The organism is Enterobacter cloacae complex sp. IR5450 (assembly GCF_049238665.1).
Taxonomy (GTDB): domain Bacteria; phylum Pseudomonadota; class Gammaproteobacteria; order Enterobacterales; family Enterobacteriaceae; genus Enterobacter; species Enterobacter hormaechei_C.
This window is the reverse complement of the sequence record NZ_JBMKIC010000014.1, coordinates 1-22,627: the sequence shown is the minus strand read 5'-3', so window position 1 is coordinate 22,627 and position 22,627 is coordinate 1. Positions and strand designations below refer to the sequence as shown.

General features: G+C 56.5%; 27 protein-coding genes. 21 read left to right on the top strand and 6 right to left on the bottom strand.

Features of this window, described 5'->3' with window-relative positions:
* Window positions 1-53: 53 nt before the first annotated feature.
* The 3 genes from ACOTYB_RS12740 to ACOTYB_RS12730 are packed head-to-tail and all read right to left on the bottom strand — an operon-like array spanning window position 54 to window position 2,191.
* Window positions 54-923 (bottom strand): phosphoribulokinase, encoded by an 870-nt coding sequence (locus ACOTYB_RS12740; protein ID WP_003861663.1) that lies wholly within the window; start codon window positions 921-923, stop codon window positions 54-56.
* A 30-nt stretch (window positions 924-953) separates the two neighbouring features.
* Entirely contained in the window at window positions 954-1,172 is a 219-nt protein-coding gene (locus ACOTYB_RS12735) for a YheU family protein (protein WP_003861664.1), read from the bottom strand.
* Window positions 1,169-2,191 carry a hydrolase gene (locus tag ACOTYB_RS12730; RefSeq protein ID WP_023314942.1) on the bottom strand — a complete coding sequence of 341 codons (1,023 nt, stop codon included), beginning with the start codon at window positions 2,189-2,191 and terminating at the stop codon, window positions 1,169-1,171. The genes ACOTYB_RS12735 and ACOTYB_RS12730 overlap by 4 nt, the downstream gene beginning before the upstream one ends.
* Before the next feature lie 228 nt (window positions 2,192-2,419).
* On the opposite strand from ACOTYB_RS12730, the gene mdcA reads away from it, so the two are divergent.
* The 8 genes from mdcA (at window position 2,420) to mdcH (ending at window position 9,466) form a co-directional block, all read left to right on the top strand.
* Window positions 2,420-4,075, top strand: a complete 1,656-nt coding sequence (gene mdcA / locus ACOTYB_RS12725) for a malonate decarboxylase subunit alpha (RefSeq protein WP_003861669.1) — start codon at window positions 2,420-2,422, stop codon at window positions 4,073-4,075.
* A complete protein-coding gene (locus ACOTYB_RS12720; RefSeq protein WP_003861671.1) occupies window positions 4,075-4,932 on the top strand; it encodes a triphosphoribosyl-dephospho-CoA synthase in 858 nt (285 codons plus the stop codon). Before mdcA ends, ACOTYB_RS12720 begins: the two co-directional genes overlap by 1 nt.
* A 9-nt stretch (window positions 4,933-4,941) precedes the next feature.
* The gene (mdcC, locus tag ACOTYB_RS12715; protein WP_152044211.1) at window positions 4,942-5,241 is read left to right on the top strand and encodes a malonate decarboxylase acyl carrier protein; all 300 of its coding nucleotides are present in this window, start codon (window positions 4,942-4,944) and stop codon (window positions 5,239-5,241) included.
* Entirely contained in the window at window positions 5,234-6,067 is an 834-nt protein-coding gene (locus tag ACOTYB_RS12710) for a biotin-independent malonate decarboxylase subunit beta (protein ID WP_211989621.1), read from the top strand. Before mdcC ends, ACOTYB_RS12710 begins: the two co-directional genes overlap by 8 nt.
* A complete protein-coding gene (gene mdcE, locus ACOTYB_RS12705) occupies window positions 6,067-6,867 on the top strand; it encodes a biotin-independent malonate decarboxylase subunit gamma (protein WP_003861675.1) in 801 nt (266 codons plus the stop codon). Before ACOTYB_RS12710 ends, mdcE begins: the two co-directional genes overlap by 1 nt.
* 123 nt (window positions 6,868-6,990) lie before the next feature.
* A complete protein-coding gene (locus ACOTYB_RS12700; protein WP_032660605.1) occupies window positions 6,991-7,950 on the top strand; it encodes an AEC family transporter in 960 nt (319 codons plus the stop codon).
* A gap of 2 nt (window positions 7,951-7,952) precedes the next feature.
* Entirely contained in the window at window positions 7,953-8,570 is a 618-nt protein-coding gene (locus tag ACOTYB_RS12695; protein WP_003861679.1) for a malonate decarboxylase holo-ACP synthase, read from the top strand.
* Complete coding sequence (gene mdcH / locus ACOTYB_RS12690; protein ID WP_003861680.1) at window positions 8,570-9,466, top strand: malonate decarboxylase subunit epsilon; 897 nt, start codon at window positions 8,570-8,572, stop codon at window positions 9,464-9,466. The genes ACOTYB_RS12695 and mdcH overlap by 1 nt, the downstream gene beginning before the upstream one ends.
* Window positions 9,467-9,505: 39 nt before the next feature.
* Here the strand turns inward: mdcH and ACOTYB_RS12685 are convergent, their stop codons facing one another.
* Both ACOTYB_RS12685 and ACOTYB_RS12680 read right to left on the bottom strand, forming a co-directional pair.
* Complete coding sequence (locus tag ACOTYB_RS12685) at window positions 9,506-10,438, bottom strand: LysR substrate-binding domain-containing protein (RefSeq protein ID WP_032608027.1); 933 nt, start codon at window positions 10,436-10,438, stop codon at window positions 9,506-9,508.
* A 15-nt stretch (window positions 10,439-10,453) separates the two neighbouring features.
* Window positions 10,454-12,358 (bottom strand): ABC transporter ATP-binding protein, encoded by a 1,905-nt coding sequence (locus ACOTYB_RS12680; protein ID WP_220153390.1) that lies wholly within the window; start codon window positions 12,356-12,358, stop codon window positions 10,454-10,456.
* A gap of 129 nt (window positions 12,359-12,487) precedes the next feature.
* On the opposite strand from ACOTYB_RS12680, the gene kefG reads away from it, so the two are divergent.
* The 4 genes from kefG (at window position 12,488) to slyD (ending at window position 15,746) form a co-directional block, all read left to right on the top strand.
* On the top strand, window positions 12,488-13,042 hold the full coding sequence (gene kefG / locus ACOTYB_RS12675) for a glutathione-regulated potassium-efflux system ancillary protein KefG (RefSeq protein WP_059288194.1): 555 nt from the start codon (window positions 12,488-12,490) through the stop codon (window positions 13,040-13,042).
* Window positions 13,042-14,847 (top strand): glutathione-regulated potassium-efflux system protein KefB, encoded by a 1,806-nt coding sequence (kefB, locus tag ACOTYB_RS12670; protein WP_003861688.1) that lies wholly within the window; start codon window positions 13,042-13,044, stop codon window positions 14,845-14,847. The genes kefG and kefB overlap by 1 nt, the downstream gene beginning before the upstream one ends.
* Window positions 14,848-14,860: 13 nt before the next feature.
* Window positions 14,861-15,061 (top strand): YheV family putative zinc ribbon protein, encoded by a 201-nt coding sequence (locus ACOTYB_RS12665; RefSeq protein WP_003861689.1) that lies wholly within the window; start codon window positions 14,861-14,863, stop codon window positions 15,059-15,061.
* 94 nt (window positions 15,062-15,155) lie between these two features.
* On the top strand, window positions 15,156-15,746 hold the full coding sequence (slyD, locus tag ACOTYB_RS12660; protein WP_003861691.1) for a peptidylprolyl isomerase: 591 nt from the start codon (window positions 15,156-15,158) through the stop codon (window positions 15,744-15,746).
* A 51-nt stretch (window positions 15,747-15,797) separates the two neighbouring features.
* Here the strand turns inward: slyD and ACOTYB_RS12655 are convergent, their stop codons facing one another.
* Window positions 15,798-16,016, bottom strand: a complete 219-nt coding sequence (locus ACOTYB_RS12655) for a protein SlyX (RefSeq protein WP_003861693.1) — start codon at window positions 16,014-16,016, stop codon at window positions 15,798-15,800.
* Window positions 16,017-16,254: 238 nt separating this feature from the next.
* Between ACOTYB_RS12655 and fkpA the strand changes: the two genes are divergently transcribed.
* The 9 genes from fkpA to ACOTYB_RS12610 all read left to right on the top strand — a co-directional run.
* Window positions 16,255-17,073 carry an FKBP-type peptidyl-prolyl cis-trans isomerase gene (fkpA, locus tag ACOTYB_RS12650; protein WP_003861695.1) on the top strand — a complete coding sequence of 273 codons (819 nt, stop codon included), beginning with the start codon at window positions 16,255-16,257 and terminating at the stop codon, window positions 17,071-17,073.
* A gap of 167 nt (window positions 17,074-17,240) precedes the next feature.
* Window positions 17,241-17,963, top strand: a complete 723-nt coding sequence (locus ACOTYB_RS12645; RefSeq protein WP_003861697.1) for a helix-turn-helix transcriptional regulator — start codon at window positions 17,241-17,243, stop codon at window positions 17,961-17,963.
* Window positions 17,963-18,349, top strand: a complete 387-nt coding sequence (gene tusD / locus ACOTYB_RS12640) for a sulfurtransferase complex subunit TusD (RefSeq protein ID WP_003861699.1) — start codon at window positions 17,963-17,965, stop codon at window positions 18,347-18,349. The genes ACOTYB_RS12645 and tusD overlap by 1 nt, the downstream gene beginning before the upstream one ends.
* Window positions 18,349-18,708: a sulfurtransferase complex subunit TusC gene (tusC, locus tag ACOTYB_RS12635; protein ID WP_003861700.1), complete on the top strand. Its 360-nt coding sequence runs from the start codon at window positions 18,349-18,351 to the stop codon at window positions 18,706-18,708. Before tusD ends, tusC begins: the two co-directional genes overlap by 1 nt.
* 7 nt (window positions 18,709-18,715) lie before the next feature.
* Complete coding sequence (gene tusB / locus ACOTYB_RS12630; protein WP_047055082.1) at window positions 18,716-19,003, top strand: sulfurtransferase complex subunit TusB; 288 nt, start codon at window positions 18,716-18,718, stop codon at window positions 19,001-19,003.
* Between the two features lie 124 nt (window positions 19,004-19,127).
* Window positions 19,128-19,502: a 30S ribosomal protein S12 gene (gene rpsL / locus ACOTYB_RS12625; protein ID WP_000246815.1), complete on the top strand. Its 375-nt coding sequence runs from the start codon at window positions 19,128-19,130 to the stop codon at window positions 19,500-19,502.
* A 96-nt stretch (window positions 19,503-19,598) separates the two neighbouring features.
* Complete coding sequence (gene rpsG, locus ACOTYB_RS12620) at window positions 19,599-20,069, top strand: 30S ribosomal protein S7 (RefSeq protein ID WP_003861706.1); 471 nt, start codon at window positions 19,599-19,601, stop codon at window positions 20,067-20,069.
* A 96-nt stretch (window positions 20,070-20,165) separates the two neighbouring features.
* Window positions 20,166-22,280, top strand: a complete 2,115-nt coding sequence (gene fusA / locus ACOTYB_RS12615; protein ID WP_022651946.1) for an elongation factor G — start codon at window positions 20,166-20,168, stop codon at window positions 22,278-22,280.
* A 69-nt stretch (window positions 22,281-22,349) separates the two neighbouring features.
* Window positions 22,350-22,627: GTP-binding protein (locus tag ACOTYB_RS12610; RefSeq protein ID WP_000031680.1), on the top strand; the 278-nt coding region annotated here is incomplete at its 3' end.

Here is a 22,627-nt window from a genome sequence, read left to right as displayed (position 1 = left end):
GTGCGTGTTGATGCCCTCACCCTAACCCTCTCCCACGGGAAGAGGGAACATGTTCACGCGATTTGCTTTCCTTCCATCAGCCGCTGCACCAGCGGTGTCATGATAAGTTCCATTGCCAGCCCCATTTTTCCCCCGGGCACCACTAACGTATTCATGTGCGAAATAAACGAACCCTGTAGCATCGCCAGCAGCCAGGGGTAATCAATGCCTTCCAGGTTGCGGAAGTGGATCACCACAAAGCTCTCGTCCAGCGACGGGATGCTTTTTGCAGCGAACGGGTTAGAGGTGTCCACGGTGGGGACGCGCTGGAAGTTAATGTGGGTTCGGGAGAACTGCGGCGTCAGGAAGTTGATGTAATCTTCCATGGAGCGCACCACCGAGTCCATGACCGCCTCTCGCGAATGGCCGCGCTCGCTCATGTCACGCGTCAGCTTCTGGATCCACTCAAGGTTAACAATCGGCACCACCCCCACCAGCAAATCCACGTGGCGCGCCACGTCGTGCTGAGGCGTCACCACGCCGCCGTGCAATCCTTCGTAAAACAGCACGTCAGTCGGTTCCGGCAGCGGCTGCCAGGGCGTGAACGTGCCGGGGACCTGGTTCCAGGGCACGGCTTCATCGTAGGTGTGGAGATACTTGCGGGACTGCCCGGTACCGCTTTGCCCGTATTCACGGAAGGTTTGCTCCAGCAGGCCGAAGTCATTGGCCTCCGGGCCGAAGTAGCTGATGTGTTTACCCAGATCGCGCGCCTTGCGGATGGCCATATCCATCTCCGGGCGCGTGTAGCGGTGAAAGCTGTCGCCTTCTACCTCGGCCGCCCGTAAGTTAAGCTGGGCGAAGATCTTGCGGAAGGCGAGGCTGGTGGTAGTGGTTCCCGCCCCACTCGAACCCGTAACGGCAATAACCGGATGTCTGGCAGACATAGCAACTCCCTGACTGGAAAAGTGTAAAGATCAGCCATGAAACGCGTTGCGGGGCATGATATTGACCGTCTCATGCAGTTCGGACCATACCAGCACCACGTCGCCGCTTTTAAGCTGGCGCTTAACATCGTTGACCTTTTGTTCAAGCGAACGTTCATGTTCACCATAATCGGTGCCTTCGCGCAAGACAAAGCTTTCAATCAGATTATCGAGCGTTTCGGGAGAGAGATCCTGCCAGGGAATAATCATTTTTTACCGTCCAGATAGGCCGTTAACCAGTCGGGTATACGCGTCTCAAGCCACATTTTTGGCCGACGCAGCGTGCCGCCAACAAAGCCGACGTGCCCGCCGAACTCGGTGAGCTGATACTCCACGTTATCCGGCAGATAGTCAGGGGCGGGGATCGAGTGATGATCCATAAACGGATCGTCTTTGGCGTGGATAATCAGCGTGGGTTTCGTGATTTGATTCAGTAAAGGCATGGCGCTGCACTGACGGTAATAGTCAATCGCATCGGCAAAACCGTGAATTTTCGAGGTGATCAAATCATCAAACTCGCGCAGGCGCTTCACGCGTTTGAGCTGTTGCAGCGTCACAGGCAGCGTATCCGGATAGGCCTTCAGCTTGCGCGCGGCGTTGGCTTTCAGCAGGTTGAGCAGGTAGCGCTGGTACACTCGCGAAAAGCCCTTTTCCATATGATAGCTGCACTGCTCCAGCATAAACGGCGCAGAGACAATCACCGCCGCATCCAGCGGTACGGCGTCGCTCTCCTTCGCCAGCAGACAGGCCAGCATATTGCCGCCCAGCGAATACCCCACCGCTGCCGTTGGCGCCTCGCCGAAATTGTCTCTTAGCCAGCGCAGGAACCAGGTGCCGTCCTCGGTTTCACCCGAGTGATAAATGCGTTTCTGACGATTAGGCTCGCCGCTGCATCCGCGAAAATGCATCACCACCCCAAGCCAGCCGCGGGCTTTCGCCGCCTCAATGAGTCCGTGTGCGTAAGGGCTGTGCAGGCTGCCTTCCAGACCGTGAAACACTACCAGACGGGGTTTATGTCTGGCCCGATCCGGATCTTCGCTCCAGGCGAGATCCAAAAAGTCGCCATCCGGCAAATCCAGGCGTTGCCAGTGCGGGGTGAACTGTACCTTGCGGCGGATCAGGCGCGGCAGCATGGTTTGCAGGTGAGGGTTAGCCACACCGCGCATGGGCACGAACTCTGCGCTCTCTTCGGCTGCAATGTCGAAGTCTGAGGGAATGATTTGGGTCATAAGGGCGATGCTGATTCTTGTCAGAAATTAACTATACCTTCCGAATTGTACCCCGTTTAGCCCGTTTTTCCGAAACATGAACTGATCCCGATCACAAATATTTACCTTGATTATTACTCTCAGGCTAATGATTTGCCTCTACGCTTAATTGATGCCTTTCTCACCAGAGCGCACACTTTACTCAACGTTAAGCAAATCAGAATGATGTGCTGAATCAGGAGGTTAATAATGTTATCTGGGCAAACACCCACCCGGCAATGGAACACCCGACGCAGTGAGAAAGCGCGTCGTCTGGCGTCCGTACCGGTGCAGGGCAAGGTACTGCCAACCGGCGATCTTGTCGCCATGCTGGAAAAACTGATCGCACCAGGCGACAAAGTCGTTCTGGAAGGCAACAACCAGAAGCAGGCGGATTTCCTTTCCCGTTCACTGGCGGAAGTGAACCCGCAAATCGTGCACGATCTGCATATGATCATGCCGAGCGTGGGCCGCAGCGAACATCTGGACATCTTTGAGAAAGGCATCGCCCGCAAGCTGGACTTCTCCTTCTCCGGTACGCAAAGCCTGCGAATCTCCCAACTGCTGGAGGATGGTCAGCTCGAAATCGGGGCGATTCACACCTACATCGAACTCTACTCACGTTTATACGTCGACCTTTCGCCAAACGTGGCGCTGATTGCCGGTTTTAAAGCGGACCGCAAAGGCAACCTCTATACCGGGGCGAGTACCGAAGATACCCCGGCGCTGGTGGAAGCCGCCGCGTTCCACGACGGCATCGTCATCGCGCAGGTGAACGAGCTGGTGGATGACGAGTGCGACCTTCCGCGTGTGGATATTCCGGGCTCGTGGATTGATTTTGTGGTGGTTGCCGATAAGCCGTTCTTTATCGAACCGCTTTTCACCCGCGACCCACGCCTGATCAAACAGGAACACATCCTGATGGCGATGATGGCGATTAAAGGCATCTACGCCGAACACCAGGTGCAGTCCCTGAACCACGGGATTGGCTTTAACACCGCAGCGATCGAGCTGCTGCTGCCAACCTACGGCGAACAGCTCGGACTCAAAGGCAAAATCTGTAAACACTGGACTTTGAACCCGCATCCAACGCTGATCCCGGCCATCGAAAGCGGCTGGGTGGAGAGCGTCCACTGCTTCGGCGGCGAGCTTGGGATGGAAGAGTACATCCGCGCCCGTCCGGACGTGTTCTTTACCGGTGCTGACGGCTCCATGCGCTCTAACCGCGCCTTCTGTCAGCTGGCTGGTCAGTACGCGGTCGATATGTTTATCGGTTCCACGCTACAGGTTGATGGTTACGCTAACTCCTCAACCGTGACCCGTGGCCGTCTTTCCGGCTTCGGCGGCGCGCCAAACATGGGCCACGATCCGCACGGTCGTCGCCACGCCACACCGGCCTGGCTGAACATGATCACCGAGCCTGACCCGATGCAACGCGGTAAAAAGCTGGTTGTGCAGATGGTGGAAACCTTCCAGGCGGGCGTGAAGCCAACCTTCGTGGAAAAACTCGACGCTGTTGACGTCGCGAAAGCCTCCGGTATGCCGCTGGCGCCGGTCATGATTTACGGCGATGACGTCACCCACGTGCTGACGGAAGAGGGGATTGCTTACCTCTACCGGGCGAAAGATCTGGAAGAACGTCGCGCCATGGTCGCCGCCGTGGCGGGTATCACCGATATCGGTCTGGGCGTTGACGCCAAACGCGTTGCTGAACTGCGCCAGAGCGGCAAGGTTGTGTATCCGGAAGATATGGGCATTCGTCGTACCGATGCTACTCGCTCTCTGCTGGCTGCGGGCAGCGTGGCTGACCTCGTTGAGTGGTCCGGTGGTCTGTATAACCCACCTGCGAAATTCCGGAGCTGGTAATGAAACTTCTGCCCCAGATCCAGGTTGAAGGCGGTGCCGAATGGCTGGCGCGAACCGCCACGCAGTGTCTGATTGACGAAGCACGTTTAAGCCCGAAACCCGGTCTGGTGGACAGCCGGGGGAACGGCGCGCACCACGATTTATCGCTTGCGCTGATGGAGCGCTCCGCTCGCAGCCTGACCCCCACGTTTCAGGCGCTGGCACAGCAGAGCTGGCAGCGTCCGGCGGATATTGCCCTCCGGCAAACCGTTGGCCGCCTGGGTCGCGAAGGTGAACGGCAGATGATGGCCGCTACCGACGGCGTGAACACGCACCGTGGCGCGATCTGGGCGCTGGGATTGCTGGTGAGCGCGGTGGCGATGCTGGGCGGCGATGCCCGGGCGCAAACCGTCGCGAACACCGCCGCTCAGCTGGCGAAGCTGCCGGATGACGTGGCGCCGAAAGTGTTCAGCAAGGGGTTACGCGTCACGCACCGCTACCGTGTACCGGGTGCGCGTGAAGAGGCTCAGCAGGCGTTTCCGCACATCATGCAGCGCGCGCTGCCGCAGCTTCGCCTCAGCCGTCTCAACGGCAGCAGCGAAACGCAGGCCAGACTCGACGCGCTGATGGCGATCATGACCTCGCTCACCGACACCTGCGTGCTGTCGCGCGCCGGCATGGAGGGGCTGGACGCCATGCAGAACGGCGCCCGTGCAGTGCTGAACGCCGGAGGATGCGCAACGCTCGCCGGGCAGCAGGCGCTGGCGCGGTTAGACCGTCAGATGCTGGCGCTTAACGCCTCGCCGGGCGGAGCCGCAGACCTGCTTGCCGCCACGCTGTTTCTTGACCGCGTCGAAACGCCCTATTCAAAGCATTAAGAGGATGTTATGGAAAAAATCACATTGACCGTGCCCGCCAGCCGCGAAGTAAGCGGCAGGGCGCTGGCAGGGGTAGTCGGTTCCGGGGATATGGAGGTGCTTTTCACCGCCGAACCGGGCCAGACCTTAACCATTGATATCACCACCTCCGTCGACAACAGCCGCGGGCGCTGGGAGGCGTTGTTCAACCGCCTGCAAACCGTCAGCAGCCAGCCCGCAGGTAAGCTGACCATCCACGACTTCGGCGCGACGCCGGGCGTGGCACGCATTCGTATCGAACAGGTCTTTGAAGGGGTGAATCATGCGTGATGACAGCAGCTTTATCGAACTAAAAGCGCGCCAGCGTGCACAGGCGCTGCTCGACGACGGCAGCTACCGCGAACTGCTGGATCCGTTCGAAGGCATTATTTCTCCATGGCTTGGGCCACAGGGGATTGTTCCTCAGGCCGATGACGGCATGGTGGTCGCGAAAGGGACCATCAACGGCCAGCCTGCGGTGGTGGTGGCGATTGAAGGTACCTTCCAGGGCGGCAGCATGGGCGAAGTGTCCGGCGCCAAAATGGCGGCGGCGCTGGAGCTGGCGGCGGAAGATAACCGCAACGGCATTCCGACTCAGGCGGTACTGTGCCTCGAAACCGGCGGCGTACGTTTGCAGGAAGCCAACCTTGGCCTGGCGGCGATTGCCGATATCCACGCTGCGATCGTTGACCTGCGTCGCTATACCCCGGTCGTCGGGATTGTCGCCGGGACCGTAGGCTGCTTCGGCGGGATGTCTATCGCCGCGGCGCTGTGCAGTTACCTGATTGTGACCCGCGAAGCGCGTCTTGGCCTCAACGGCCCGCAGGTTATTGAGCAGGAAGCGGGCATTGAAGAGTACGACTCCCGCGACCGTCCGTTTATCTGGAGCATGACCGGCGGCGAAGTGCGCTATGAAAGCGGGCTGGTGGACGCGCTCGTCGGCGACGGCGTGAACGCGGTGAAAGCCGCGATGAACGAGGCCATCGCCAAAGGCGTACCGGGGAAACATCGCACCGATAACTACGACGATTATCTGAACCGTCTGACGAATTTCGACACCCGCAAACAGGCCGATGCCGAACAGATTAAAGCGCTTTTTGCCCGGGAGGTGAAATGATGACTAACTCAATTAGCCGTGGCGAACTCTGGCTGGAAACTCTGGCCCCGAACGCGAAACGTCTGGAGGGGTTATGCCCGTCCGTGCAGGCCGCAGACGGCGAGCTAAACGGTGAAACGGTGCGTTTTGTCGCCGTGGTGCCGGACGCTAACAACCACTTCCCGCGCGCGGCGCAGGGTGAGGTCGGCCTGCTGGAAGGATGGACGCTGGCAAAAGTGGTCAGCGAAACCGTCGCCGCCGACGCAGATAAAGCCGTGAAGCGCCCGATTGTGGCGGTAATCGACGTCCCAAGCCAGGCCTATGGCCGTCGCGAAGAGGCGTTTGGCATTCACCAGGCGCTGGCCGGCGCCGCTGCCGCCTACGCTAATGCGCGGCTGGCAGGTCATCCGGTGATTGGTCTTATCGTCGGTAAGGCCATGTCCGGCGCGTTTCTGGCGCACGGCTACCAGGCTAACCGTCTGATTGCCTTCAACGATAAAGGCGTGCTGATCCACGCCATGGGCAAAGAGTCTGCGGCGCGCATTACGCTGCGTACCGTTGAGGCGCTGGAAAAACTGGCGGCAACCATCCCGCCAATGGCGTACGACATCAGCAACTACGCCACGCTGGGGCTGCTTTCCGACCTGCTGGATATCAGCAATCCGGATGCCCCTTCCGAAAGCGATCTGACGCGGGTGAAAACCACCCTGCAACAGGCCATCAGTGACGCTCGTCAGGACACCACGTTGAAAAACCGTCTGGGTGCTGACAACCGCCGCAGCTCAGCGCTCGTACGTGAACGTATGCGAGCCAGCTGGTAAGTAAAAAGAGACCTGCCAGATGCATCACCCCGTGGGCGCGCCCGTTGCGTCCACGCGGGAACCTGCATCCTGAAAATAATAAACATCGCGCCAGTGCTTAAACTTTTTTACTACAGGTGATTTATGACTTACGTAATTGTTCATGCTCTTGCACCGATTTTCGTCATCATGCTGCTGGGATTCTGGGCCGGTAAGGCAAAGATGGTCGATAACAAAAATGTTTCCCTGCTGAATATCTTCGTGATGGATTTTGCACTCCCGGCCGCGCTATTCAGCGCCACCGTGCAAACCCCGTGGACCGGCATCGTGGCGCAGTCGCCGCTGATCCTGGTTCTCACTCTGGCGATGTGGATCACCTATGCGGTCATCTACTTCCTCGCGACAAACGTATTTAAAAAATCCCCGCAGGATGCGGCCGTGCTGACGCTGACCGTCGCCCTGCCAAACTACGCGGCGCTTGGCCTGCCGATTCTGGGCAGCGTGCTGGGTGAAAGTTCTTCTACTTCTCTCTCCGTGGCGGTCTCCATCGCCTGTGGTTCGGTGCTGATGACCCCGTTCTGCCTGCTGATTCTGGAGCGTGAGAAAGCCCGCGCCGAAGGCAATAACTCCGGTTCAACGCTTTCCATGCTGCCGGTGCTGATGTGGCGCTCCATTAAAAAACCGATCGTGATGGGCCCGCTGCTGGGTGTGATCCTGTCCGCTATCGGCATCAAAATGCCGGAGCTGGTGCTGGCGGCGATTAAACCGCTGGGACTGTCCGCGACCGCTGCGGCGCTGTTCCTGACCGGCGTGATCCTCTCCGCGCGTAAGCTTCAGATCAACACCATGGTGATCACTTCTACTATCGCCAAGCTGCTGATCCAGCCAGCGATTGCCTGGGGTATCGTTTTAATCTTCGGTCTGCACGGCTCCGTGGCGATCACCGCCATCCTGATGATTGCGCTGTCCGCGGGCTTCTTTGGCGTGGTGTTCGGTAACCGCTTTGGCGTGCAGTCGCCGGATGCTGAAGCCGTGCTGCTGTTAAGCTCCGTACTGTGTATCCTGTCGCTGCCGCTGTTTATCTCGCTGACTTCAGGAATGTAATCATGACCACAACATTACGCCCACACGACCTCATCTGGCTTACCGCGCGCGACGCCCTGGAAGGGATTACTGAATCCTGGGTGGACGCGGCCTGGCATACCGGGCTGCCGGTAGTGGTGCGGCGTGATGTTGATAATGAAGGCCGTATTCCCGTTGGCGTGCGGGGATTGCGCCGCGACCAGCGGGCGGCCGGATGGGTGAAGCCTGAGAACGTGTTGCGCGTGGTGTCGCCCGAAGATTTGAGCGTTGCCGCCGACCTGCTGCGTTCGCCGTTTATCACCCAGCCGCCGGTTCAGGTGGCGCTTCAGCTTGCGCAGCAGTCATGGCCGTGGACGTGGGGGATAACCGGCAGTACGGGTTACGCGCTGGCGACCGGCATTCCGGTGATCCACGCCGACAGCGATCTCGATCTGCTGATCCGCGCCCCGTGTACCGTTTCCCCTGAGGCGTTTACTGACTGGCAGGCTCAGCTCAGTCGTGCGTTGTGCCGGGCGGATACACAGGTGGATACGCCCGAGGGCGGATTCGCGCTGGCGGAATGGTTACGCGACGGCAAAACGCTGTTAAAAACGCAATATGGGCCGCGCCTGGTGGCGGATCCATGGCACAGGGAGGAGTAATGAAAATACTGTTTACCTTTCCAGGGCAGGGCACACAGCATGAAGGTATGCTGCAAAACCTGCCGGGAACAGAGCTGGAGCAGGCCCGTGCTGTGCTGGGGGCGGAAGTTGATACCCTGGACAGCGCATCCTCGTTAACCCACACCCGCGCGGTTCAGCTTTCGCTGTTGATTGCAGGCGTGGCTTGGGCGCGCGAGCTGGAGCGTCGCGGCGTGTCGCCGGATATCGTCAGCGGGCTGTCCATTGGCGCTTATCCTGCGGCGGTTATCGCCGGTGCGCTGGACTTTACGGACGCGCTGAAGCTGGTGGCGCTGCGCGGCGATCTGATGGAGCAGGCGTATCCCCACGGCTACGGCCTGACGGCGATAATGGGGTTGACCCTGCCCCAGGTGGAAAACCTGATTCAGGGGACAGGAACCTATATCGCTAACCTGAACGCCGAAACGCAGATCGTGATTGCCGGAGCCGATGACGGCATGGCGCAGGTAGCCGAACGCGCGCTGGCGAAGGGCGCGAACAAGGCCAAACGGCTGGCGGTAAGCGTGCCGTCGCACTGTGAATTGCTGGCGGAACCGGCGCAGAAGCTGGCCGCGGCGTTTGAATCAGTCACGCTTTCACGCCCCCGCTGCGCGTACCTGAGCGGCAGTACCGGGCGCGTGCTTTGGCAGCCAGAGAAAATTGCCGATGACCTGGCGATGAATATGGCGCGAACCGTGCGCTGGCAGGAGGCGGTGATTTCCGCTAACGAGCGCGAAGCGCGTCTGGCGATTGAGATGCCGCCTGGGGGTATTCTGACCTGTCTGACGCGGCAGGCGGCGTGGGAAGGCGAATCCATTTCGCTGGAGCGCAGCGGAGTGGATGTGGCGGTGCATCTGGCGGGTCGGCTTCAGCGGTGACTTTTTGCCCGGTAAGCGTAGCGCCACCGGGCAATAACATCAGGCACTATCCTGCAAACTTCTGGCATACATCCGCCCTTCCGCGGCCAGCGCCCGCAGGCTCGGATCCTGCTCGCGGTTGCGGGCAAAGACGATCGCAATCAGCTGCTGCATCTGGTACGGCTGCGCCAGCTTCAGTAGCTGCACCGAATTTTCGTACACTTTCTTCATCCTGCCCGGCATCAGCGTAAACCCGACTCCCGCCTGCACCAGGCTCAGCATCGAGAAGATATCGTTCACGCGCGTCACAATCTCCGGCTCGAAACCGGCGATATGAAACGCTTCCTGAAACCCCGCATACGTGGCGAACCCTTCCGCGAGGGCGACAAACTTCTGATCTTTATAATCACGCAGATCGGCGGGGCCGCTGGTATTCAGCGTGGCAGAAGCCGGTGCGGCAAGGAAAATATCGTCATGGAACAGAGGAAGCACTTCGAGGCTGTTACGGTCGATATCGCTCTCGGAGATAGAGATTAAAATCGCATCCAGCGATCCCTCATCCAGCATATGGAGCAGGGTTTCGTTCGAGCCCATCGTCAGATCCATCTCCAGATCCGGACGGCGCAGCTTCATGCCCATTATCAGACGCGGCACGGTTTCCAGAGTCAGCGAGTAGAGCGTGCCGACGCGCAACCGTCCCTGGCCGATACCGGCGATCTTGCGCGACTCTTCCAGCCCGCGCTCCATCACCTGCATCACCTCCTGACAATACTCCAGCAGCGTCCATGCGGAGGGGAGGGCAATCAGGTTACGCCCTTTGTGGGTAAAGAGCGGGCAGCGGACATTCTCTTCCAGGGTATGCAGCGCGCGGTGCACGCTGACACCGCTCAGGCCGAGCGTTTCGGCGGTACGTGCGATATTGCCCTTCTCCATGAACGTCATGAAGATGCTGAGCTTACGGAATGTAATCTCGCTCGTGGTATCGAAGCTCATAACCCTCCCGGCGTGTTAGTCGGCTTGCAGCATCGCTTCCAGCTGTTCCTGCGCGTCCAGCCATGCCATTTCGCACTCTTCGAGGCTGGATTTGGTTTTCGCCTGAGTTTGCAGACAGTCCGTCAGCTCCGCTTTGCGGCTCTGATCGTACAGTTCGCTGTCGCCCAGCTTCTCTTCGACGGCAGCAAGCGTGGCGTTGAGCTTTTCCATCTCTTTTTCGAGGCGGGCAATCTCTTTACGCAGCGGTTGCGTCTGGGTGCGCAGCTCCGCTTCACGGCGCTTCTGGTCTTTACGCGCCTGGGCGCTGTTGGCGTTGTCTTTCGCTGACTCTTCCGGCTGGTTTTCCTGCTTCTGCACGTCCGTCAGCCACTGCTGGTAGTCTTCCAGGTCGCCGTCAAACGGTTCGACTTTGCCGCCGTGTACCAGATAGAGATCGTCGGTGGTGGAGCGGATCAGGTGGCGATCGTGCGACACGACAACCAGCGCCCCTTCGAACTCAATCAGCGCTTCGGTCAGCGCCTGACGCATGTCGAGATCGAGGTGGTTGGTTGGTTCATCAAGCAGCAGCAGGTTTGGACGCTGCCAGACGATCAGCGCCAGTACCAGACGCGCTTTTTCACCACCGGAGAAACGCGCTGTATTTTCAGTCACCTTATCGCCCTGGAAGCCAAAGCCGCCGAGGTAGTCGCGCAGCTTCTGCTCCATTTCCTGCGGCGCCAGGCGCGCCAGGTGCTGGATCGGCGATTCATCCGCGCGTAAAAATTCCAGCTGATGCTGGGCGAAGTAGCCAAGCTTGATGCCTTTCGCCAGGCCGATTTCGCCGCTGACCGGGTTAAGCTCGCCCGCCAGCAGCTTGATCAGCGTCGATTTACCGGCGCCGTTACGCCCCAGCAGGCCAATGCGTGAACCCGGCACCAGGTTGAGCTTGATAGAGTCGAGGATAATGCGATCGCCATAGCCCGCGCTCACTTTTTCCATTTTCAGCAGCGGGTTCGGCAGGCTCTCCGGCTCGCGGAAACTGAAGTGGAATGGGTTATCCACATGCGCGGGAGCGATCATCTCCATGCGTTCCAGCATCTTGATGCGGCTCTGCGCCTGCTTGGCTTTTGACGCCTTGGCCTTGAAGCGATCCACAAAGCTTTGCAGGTGCGCCACGCGCTGCTGCTGGCTTTCATACATCGCCTGTTGCTGGGCAAGGCGCGTCGCGCGCTGGCGCTCGAAAGAGCTGTAGTTGCCGGTGTATTCGAACATGCTTTGCTGTTCGATATGAATGATTTTATCCACCACCGGATCGAGGAAGTCGCGGTCGTGGGAGATCAGAATCAGAGTGCCCTGATAGCTCTTGAGCCACTTCTCCAGCCAAATAACCGCATCGAGATCGAGGTGGTTGGTGGGTTCATCGAGCAGCAGGAGGTCGGAGCGGCAGATCAGCGCCTGCGCCAGGTTAAGGCGCATACGCCAGCCGCCGGAGAAATCGCTCACCGGGCGTTCAAGCTGTTCGTTGCTGAAACCCAGGCCGTGCAGCAGGCTGGAGGCGCGGGAGCGAATGGTCCAGGCATCGATGGCGTCCAGCTTGCCGTGGACGGTGGCGATGGCGTGGCCGTCGTTGCGTTCGTTGGCGGCGTTGAGCTCTGCTTCGAGCTTGCGGTATTCACGGTCGCCGTCGATAACATAGTCGAGCGCGGGTTCGCTCAACGCGGGCGTCTCCTGGTTCACCCAGGCGAGCTGCCAGTTGCCCGGGAAGGTAAAGTTACCGCCATCCACGCTTATCTCGTTTTTCAGCAGTGCCAGCAGGGTGGATTTACCGCAGCCGTTTTTGCCGACCAGCCCCACTTTCTGGCCCGGGTTGATGGTAGCAGTCGCGTTATCCAGCAGGACGCGCACGCCGCGACGAATTTGTAACGAGGAGAAAACAATCATAGAAGCGCCGTATGTTCCGACTATGTTAATTTGTCATTATGATAATGTAAGGTGTGGGCCATTTTCCCCACCGGGCCGCCATGGTAGCCCAAAACGACAACAATACACAAAAACAGAACCGGGAGGGGAATGATGTCTCAGACAGCGAAAGTGCTGCTGCTGTATGCCCATCCGGAATCACAGGACTCGGTGGCGAACCGGGTGCTGCTTAAGCCGGCCACACAGCTCAGTAACGTAACGGTGCACGATCTCTACGCGCACTATCCCGATTTTTTTATCGATATTCCTTACGAGCAGGAACTGCTGCGTCAGCACGACGTGATTGTGTTCCAGCATCCGCTTTATACATACAGCTGTCCGGCATTGCTGAAAGAGTGGCTGGACCGCGTGCTGAGCCGGGGCTTCTCCAGCGGGGTGGGGGGCAACCAGCTGGCGGGAAAGTACTGGCGGAGTGTCATTACCACCGGTGAGCCGGAAAGCGCTTACCGTCACGACGGGCTGAACCGTTACCCCATGAGCGACATTCTGCGGCCGTTTGAGCTGACGGCGGCGATGTGCCGTATGCACTGGATGAGCCCGATTATTATCTACTGGGCACGGCGGCAGGATCCGAAAGCGCTGGCGAGCCATGCCAGGGCCTATGGCGAATGGCTGGCGTCACCGATTCCGGCGGGAGGACGCTAATGGACGGTTCGAATTTACTCCTTGCCGGGGTGCTGTTTTTGTTCGCCGCCGTCGTCGCGGTCCCGCTTGCCGCGCGTCTCGGCATTGGCGCGGTGCTGGGTTATTTGCTGGCTGGGATAGCCATTGGCCCCTGGGGGCTTGGGTTTATCAGCGATGTGGATGAAATTCTCCACTTCTCTGAACTGGGCGTGGTCTTCCTGATGTTCATCATTGGCCTTGAGCTGAACCCCTCCAAGCTGTGGCAGCTGCGGCAATCTATTTTTGGCGTCGGGGCGGCGCAGGTGTTACTCAGCGCGGCCATTCTCGCGGGACTGCTGATGTTGACGCAGTTTTCCTGGCAGGCCGCGGTGATTGGCGGGATCGGTCTTGCGATGTCGTCGACGGCGATGGCGCTTCAGCTGATGCGCGACAAAGGGATGAACCGCAACGAGGCGGGGCAACTGGGCTTTTCGGTGCTGCTGTTCCAGGATTTAGCGGTGATCCCGGCGCTGGCGCTGGTGCCGCTGCTGGCGGGATCCGGAGACGATCATTTCGACTGGATGAAGATCTCCATGAAGGTGCTGGCCTTCGCGGGGATGCTGATCGGCGGACGGTTTTTACTGCGTCCGGTATTCCGGTTTATTGCAGCATCCGGCGTGCGCGAGGTATTCACCGCCGCAACGCTGCTGCTGGTGCTTGGCTCAGCGCTGTTTATGGATGCGCTGGGGTTGTCGATGGCGCTTGGGACGTTTATCGCCGGGGTGCTGCTTGCGGAAAGCGAGTACCGCCACGAGCTGGAGACCGCCATCGATCCGTTTAAGGGGCTGCTGCTAGGGCTGTTCTTTATCTCGGTGGGTATGGCGCTTAATCTTGGCGTGCTCTATACCCATCTGCTGTGGGTTATTGCGAGTGTCGCCGTGCTGGTGGCGGTCAAAACGCTGGTGCTGTATCTCCTCGCGAGGATTTACGGGCTGCGCAGCTCGGAAAGAATGCAGTTTTCCAGCGTGTTAAGCCAGGGGGGAGAATTTGCGTTTGTGCTGTTTTCCACGGCGTCGTCTCAGAAGCTGTTCAAAGATGACCAGATGGCGCTGCTGCTGGTGACGGTCACGCTGTCGATGATGACCACCCCGCTGCTGATGAAGCTGGTGGACAAACTGCTGTCGCGCCGCCTGAATCCCGCAGACGATGAAGACGAAGCGCCGTGGGTGGAAGATGATAAACCGCAGGTGATCGTCGTGGGCTTTGGTCGCTTCGGACAGGTGATTGGTCGCCTGTTGATGGCGAACAAAATGCGCATCACGGTGCTGGAGCGCGATATCAGCGCCGTCAACCTGATGCGCAAATATGGTTATAAGGTGTACTACGGCGATGCGACGCAGCTTGAGCTGTTGCGCTCGGCGGGCGCAGAGGCTGCGGAGTCCATCGTCATCACCTGTAACGATCCGGAAGACACGATGAAGCTGGTGGAGCTGTGCCAGCAGCATTTCCCGCATCTGCATATTCTGGCGCGTGCGCGTGGACGTGTGGAGGCTCACGAACTTTTGCAGGCGGGTGTGAAACACTTCTCCCGCGAAACCTTCTCCAGCGCGCTGGAGCTGGGACGCAAGGCGCTGGTTTCGCTGGGTATGCATCCTCATCAGGCGCAACGCGCCCAGATGCATTTCCGCAGGCTGGATATGCGAATGCTGCGTGAACTGATGCCCGTGCACAGCGACACGGCGCAGATCTCCCGCGTGCGGGAAGCGCGTCGCGAACTGGAGGAGATCTTCCAGCGTGAGATGCAACAGGAACGACGCCAGCTCGACGGCTGGGATGAATTTGAATAAAGGGTAACGAAAGATGGCTGTACGTAAACGCTTTATCGCGGGCGCAAAATGCCCATCCTGCCAGGCGCAAGATACGCTGGCCATGTGGCGTGAAAATAATATCGATATCGTTGAATGTGTTAAGTGCGGTCACCAGATGCGTGAGGCCGACAAAGAAGCCCGCGATCATGTTCGCAAAGAAGAGCAAGTGATCGGCATTTTTCATCCAGACTAGCGATATGCTCTGAGTTTTTTTAAGCTTAAGGGTACACGGGTGCAGATTTCCGCTACAATCTGCGCCAGCAATTTTCCCACGCTCAGGAGATATCATGAAAGTAGCAAAAGACCTGGTGGTCAGCCTGGCCTATCAGGTACGTACAGAAGACGGTGTGTTGGTTGATGAGTCTCCGGTGAGTGCGCCGCTGGACTACCTGCATGGTCACGGTTCCCTGATTTCCGGCCTGGAAACGGCGCTGGAAGGCCATGAAGTTGGCGACAAATTCGACGTTGCTGTAGGCGCGAACGACGCTTACGGTCAGTATGACGACAACCTGGTTCAGCGCGTTCCTAAAGACGTATTCATGGGCGTTGACGAGTTGCAGGTTGGCATGCGCTTCCTGGCGGAAACTGACCAGGGTCCGGTTCCGGTTGAAATCACTGAAGTTGAAGACGACCACGTTGTAGTTGACGGCAACCACATGCTGGCGGGTCAGAACCTGAAGTTCAACGTAGAAGTTGTTGCGATCCGTGAAGCGACTGAAGAAGAGCTGGCTCATGGCCACGTTCACGGTGCGCACGGTCACGACCATGACCACGATCACGGCCATGACGGCTGCTGCGGTGGTCACGGCCACGACCATGGTCATGACCACGGCCACGGTAAAGGTGGTTGCGGTAACGGCGGCTGCGGTTGCCACTGATTCCGTACTCCGGAAAATAAAAAAGCGGGATAATCCCGCTTTTTTTACGCCTCAATAATGAGGTGGTGGCGTCTCTTCTGACTGAGAGGCAATGTTTGACGGCTGCGTGGCCTTCAGCTTTTCCGTCAGCAGGCGCATGTGATCGCGCAGTTTTGCCATTTCAAGCTCATGGGCCGTCACGGTCTGGTTCAGTTCTTCGATGGTGATGTCCTGAAAAGCCAGGCGGCTTTCCAGCTCAGCCAGTCTCGCTTCGATCGTTGTATCCTTCATCATTCACCTCGTTTATCTGTCGTTCGCCATAATGGACCAGCGGCGGCGAAGTTTAGCTGACTTTTTCCTTAAGTACAGTATCCATCTCCCTGACAAGAAACTTATTTAAACAAAAATAGTCTGAAAAGAAGCGACATTCGGGGGAGTCTGTCTGTAGATTTCTTCCACAACGTTTTATAGTACGTCACTCATTTACGTTTAACACTGGGGTGAGAGACCTCAGGTCCTGGAGATATGGATGAAATCACTGTTTAAAGTTACGCTGCTGGCGACCACTATGGCTGTAGCGCTCAATGCGCCGCTGTCTTTCGCTGCTGATACTGCTGCGAAGCCTGCTGCGACTACAGACAGCAAAGCGGCATTCAAAAATGACGACCAGAAATCCGCCTACGCACTTGGCGCGTCTCTGGGTCGTTACATGGAAAACTCTCTGAAAGAACAAGAGAAACTGGGCATCAAACTGGACAAAAACCAGCTGATCGCAGGGGTCCAGGATGCGTTCGCAGACAAGAGCAAACTGTCTGACCAGGAAATCGAGCAGACTCTGCAAGCGTTTGAAGCGCGCGTGAAAGGCGCCGCTCAGACCAAGATGGAAGCAGATGCTAAAGATAACGAAGCGAAAGGCAAAGCCTACCGCGACAAGTTCGCTAAAGAGAAAGGCGTTAAAACGTCTTCTACTGGCCTGATCTATAAGGTTGAGAAAGAAGGTACTGGCGACGCGCCTAAAGACAGCGACACCGTTGTGGTGAACTACAAAGGTACGCTGATCGACGGTAAAGAGTTCGATAACTCTTATACCCGTGGTGAGCCTCTCTCCTTCCGTCTGGATGGTGTGATCCCGGGCTGGACCGAAGGCCTGAAGAACATCAAGAAAGGCGGTAAAATCAAGCTGGTCATCCCACCGGATCTGGCTTACGGCAAAACCGGCGTTCCGGGTATCCCGGCTAACTCCACGCTGGTATTTGATGTAGAACTGCTGGACATCAAACCGGCGCCGAAAGCGGATGCGAAAACAGACGCACCGGCTGACGACAAAGCCGCAGCAGCTAAGAAGTAATGCTGAAAAAAACCGCCGCCTTTACAGGCGGCGGTTTTTTTATTGTGGGGCAGATATAATTAACACTGGAAAGCGTTATACACGCTGTATTAATTTAGTTGTCCGTGTAGATAATGAGCCTGCCCTGAAAACCTAACGACAGGCTCCTGAAAAGGAGTGTTTTTTTCATGTCCAGGTCGCTTTTAACCAACGAAACCAGTGAACTTGATTTGCTGGATCAACGTCCATTTGATCAGACCGACTTCGATATTCTGAAATCCTACGAAGCGGTAGTGGACGGGTTAGCGATGCTCATTGGTTCCCACTGCGAAATCGTATTGCATTCCCTGCAAGATCTTAAGTGTTCCGCTATCCGCATTGCGAATGGTGAGCACACTGGCCGTAAAATTGGTTCGCCAATCACCGACCTTGCATTGCGTATGTTGCATGACATGACCGGCGCGGACAGCAGCGTCTCAAAATGCTATTTCACCCGCGCCAAAAGCGGCGTGCTGATGAAATCAGAAACGATCGCGATTAGAAACCGCGAACACCGGGTAATCGGTTTGCTGTGCATCAACATGAACCTTGATGTGCCATTCTCGCAAATCATGAGCACCTTCATCCCGCCAGAAACGCCGGACGTGGGCTCATCGGTGAACTTTGCTTCTTCGGTTGAGGATCTCGTGACCCAGACGCTGGAGTTCACCATTGAAGAGGTGAATGCCGATCGCAACGTATCCAACAACGCCAAGAATCGTCAGATCGTCCTGAACCTCTATGAGAAAGGGATTTTTGATATCAAAGATGCCATCAACCAGGTGGCCGATCGCCTGAATATCTCCAAACACACGGTTTACCTCTATATTCGCCAGTTCAAAAGCGGCGACTTTCTGGGACAAGACAAGTAATGCGTTTTGCGTTAATGGTGACGGGCCCGGCGTACGGTACCCAGCAGGCCAGCAGCGCGCTACAGTTTGCCCATGCGCTGCTTGATGCCGGTCATGAACTGGCAAGCGTCTTCTTCTATCGTGAAGGGGTCTATAACGCGAACCAGTTTACGTCCCCGGCGAGCGATGAGTTTGACCTTGTGCGCGCCTGGCAAAAATTAAACGAAACGCAGGGCGTTGACCTGCATATCTGCGTCGCGGCGGCACTGCGTCGCGGCGTGACGGATGCGACCGAAGCCGAACGCCTTGGTCTGGCGGGGGCTAACCTGCAACCGGGCTTTTCCCTCAGTGGTCTAGGTGCCCTGGCACAGGCGGCGTTGACCTGCGACAGAGTGGTGCAATTTTGATGAAGCGCGTAGCGTTTGTTTTTACTTCTGCGCCGCATGGCAGCGCTTCAGGCCGGGAAGGGCTGGATGCATTGCTCGCGACATCGGCATTAACCGAAGATATCGGCGTCTTCTTTTTAGGCGATGGCGTATTCCAGCTTCTTGCAGGCCAACAACCGCAGGCCATTCTTGCGCGCGACTACATTGCGACCTTTAAAGTTCTGCCGCTCTATGACATTGAAACCTTCTATGTGTGCGCCGACTCGCTGGCCGCGCGTGGGTTAAACGAGAAAACACCGTTCGTGCTGGACGTGACGATCCTGACATCTGCTGCGCTGCGCGAACAACTCTCTCACTACGATACCGTTCTGACTTTCTGAGGCTGCCATGCTCCATACCCTGAGCCGTTCACCGTGGCAATGCGATATCGACACGTTACTGAGCATGCTGCGCGAAGGTGATGATCTGCTGCTGATTCAGGATGGCGTGCTCGCGGCGCTTGAAGGCAGCCGTTTTGTTGAAATCCTCGCGAATGCCCCCATAACAGTCTCTGCGCTGAAAGAGGATCTGGATGCGCGGGGTCTTTCTGGTCAAATTTCAGCCAAAATTGACGTGGTTGGCTATACTGAATTCGTCAATCTTACTGTGACGCACGCCAGTCAAATGAACTGGTGATTTGAGATCGCTGTATATTTCTTGACACCTTTTCGACGTAGCCCTAAAATTTCGCGTCCTCATATTGTATGAGGTCGTTTTATTACGTGTTTACGAAGCAAAAGCTAAAACCAGGAGCTATTTAATGGCAACAGTTAACCAGCTGGTACGCAAACCACGTGCACGCAAAGTTGCAAAAAGCAACGTGCCTGCGCTGGAAGCCTGCCCGCAGAAACGTGGCGTATGTACTCGTGTATATACCACCACTCCTAAAAAACCAAACTCCGCACTGCGTAAAGTATGCCGTGTGCGTTTGACTAACGGTTTTGAAGTGACTTCCTACATCGGTGGTGAAGGTCACAACCTTCAGGAGCACTCCGTGATCCTGATCCGTGGCGGTCGTGTTAAAGACCTTCCGGGTGTTCGTTACCACACCGTTCGTGGTGCGCTGGACTGCTCAGGTGTTAAAGACCGTAAGCAGGCTCGCTCCAAGTACGGCGTGAAGCGTCCTAAGGCTTAATGGTTCTCCGTTAAGTAAGGCCAAACTGATTTATCTTAATGTCAAACTAAACTCGTAGAGTTTTGGACAATCCTGAATTAACAACGGAGTAATCCCATGCCACGTCGTCGCGTCATTGGTCAGCGTAAAATTCTTCCAGATCCGAAATTCGGATCAGAACTGCTGGCAAAATTTGTAAATATCCTGATGGTAGATGGTAAAAAATCTACCGCAGAAGCAATCGTATACAGCGCGCTGGAGACCCTGGCTCAGCGTTCTGGTAAAAATGAACTGGAAGCCTTCGAAGTCGCTCTCGACAACGTGCGCCCGACTGTAGAAGTTAAGTCTCGCCGCGTTGGTGGTTCTACTTATCAGGTTCCAGTTGAAGTTCGTCCGGTTCGTCGTAATGCTCTGGCAATGCGTTGGATCGTTGAAGCTGCTCGTAAACGCGGTGATAAATCCATGGCTCTGCGTCTGGCGAACGAACTTTCTGATGCTGCGGAAAACAAAGGTACCGCAGTTAAGAAACGTGAAGACGTTCACCGTATGGCAGAAGCCAACAAGGCGTTCGCACACTACCGTTGGTAATCCCTTCGGAGTCGTAGTCACCAGGCGGGCGCTTCAGAGAAGCCGCCCGCTCTGGGTAACTTAACTGAACGCCTAAAGATATAAACGAGGAATCAAATGGCTCGTACAACACCCATCGCACGCTACCGTAACATCGGTATCAGTGCGCACATCGACGCCGGTAAAACCACTACTACCGAACGTATTCTGTTCTACACCGGTGTAAACCATAAAATCGGTGAAGTTCATGACGGCGCAGCCACCATGGACTGGATGGAACAGGAGCAGGAGCGTGGTATTACTATCACCTCCGCAGCGACTACTGCATTCTGGTCAGGTATGGCTAAGCAGTACGAACCGCATCGCGTAAACATCATCGACACCCCAGGGCACGTTGACTTCACCATCGAAGTAGAACGTTCCATGCGTGTTCTTGACGGCGCGGTAATGGTTTATTGCGCAGTTGGTGGTGTTCAGCCACAGTCTGAAACCGTATGGCGTCAGGCAAACAAATATAAAGTTCCACGCATCGCGTTCGTTAACAAAATGGACCGTATGGGTGCTAACTTCCTGAAAGTTGTTGGCCAGATCAAAACCCGTCTGGGCGCGAACCCTGTTCCGCTTCAGCTGGCAATTGGTGCTGAAGAAGGTTTCACCGGCGTTATCGACCTGGTGAAAATGAAAGCCATCAACTGGAACGAAGCAGATGCGGGCGTTACCTTCGAATACGAAGATATCCCGGCAGAGATGCAGGACCTGGCTGACGAATGGCACCAGAACCTGATCGAATCCGCAGCAGAAGCTTCTGAAGAGCTGATGGAAAAATACCTGGGTGGTGAAGAACTGTCTGAGCAAGAGATCAAATCTGCTCTGCGTCAGCGCGTTCTGAATAACGAAATCATCCTGGTAACCTGTGGTTCTGCGTTCAAGAACAAAGGTGTTCAGGCGATGCTGGATGCGGTAGTTGACTACCTGCCATCCCCGATTGACGTTCCTGCGATCAACGGCATCCTGGACGACGGTAAAGATACTCCGGCTGAGCGTCACGCAAGTGATGAAGAGCCATTCTCTGCACTGGCGTTCAAAATTGCTACCGACCCATTCGTGGGTAACCTGACCTTCTTCCGCGTTTACTCTGGTGTGGTTAACTCCGGTGACACCATCCTGAACTCCGTGAAAGCGGCGCGTGAACGTTTTGGCCGTATCGTACAGATGCACGCTAACAAACGTGAAGAGATCAAAGAAGTTCGTGCGGGCGACATCGCTGCTGCTATCGGTCTGAAAGACGTGACCACTGGTGACACTCTGTGTGATCCGGATCACCCGATCATTCTGGAGCGTATGGAATTCCCTGAGCCGGTAATCTCCATCGCAGTTGAACCAAAAACCAAAGCTGACCAGGAAAAAATGGGTCTGGCTCTGGGCCGTCTGGCGAAAGAAGACCCATCATTCCGTGTATGGACTGATGAAGAATCTAACCAGACCATCATCGCTGGTATGGGTGAACTGCACCTGGACATCATCGTTGACCGTATGAAGCGTGAATTCAACGTTGAAGCGAACGTGGGTAAACCTCAGGTTGCTTACCGCGAAGCGATTCGCGCGAAAGTTACCGACGTTGAAGGTAAACACGCTAAGCAGTCTGGTGGTCGCGGTCAGTACGGTCACGTTGTGATCGACATGTACCCACTGGAGCCGGGCTCTAACCCGAAAGGTTACGAGTTCATCAACGACATCAAAGGTGGTGTAATTCCTGGCGAATACATCCCTGCCGTTGATAAAGGCATCCAGGAGCAGCTGAAAGCTGGTCCTCTGGCTGGTTACCCGGTTGTAGACATGGGTGTTCGTCTGCACTTCGGTTCTTACCACGACGTTGACTCCTCTGAACTGGCGTTTAAACTGGCTGCGTCTATTGCCTTTAAAGAAGGCTTTAAGAAAGCAAAACCAGTTCTGCTTGAGCCGATCATGAAGGTTGAAGTAGAAACTCCTGAAGAGAACACCGGTGACGTTATCGGTGACTTGAGCCGTCGTCGCGGTATGCTGCGTGGTCAGGAATCCGAAGTAACTGGCGTTAAGATCCACGCTGAAGTTCCGCTGTCTGAAATGTTCGGATATGCAACTCAGCTGCGTTCTCTGACCAAAGGTCGTGCATCATACACTATGGAATTCCTGAAGTATGATGATGCGCCGAACAACGTTGCTCAGGCCGTTATCGAAGCCCGTGGTAAGTAATCCACAGGATTAAAACCTAAGTCCCGTGCTCTCTCCGAAGGGGAGAGCACTATAGTAAGGAATATAGCCGTGTCTAAAGAAAAATTTGAACGTACAAAACCGCACGTCAACGTTGGTACTATCGGCCACGTTGACCATGGTAAAACTACCCTGACTGCTGCAATCACTACCGTACTGGCTAAAACCTACGGCGGTGCTGCTCGTGCTTTCGATCAGATCGATAACGCACCAGAAGAAAAAGCTCGTGGTATCACCATCAACACCTCTCACGTTGAGTATGACACCCCGACTCGCCACTACGCACACGTAGACTGCCCAGGCCACGCCGACTATGTTAAAAACATGAT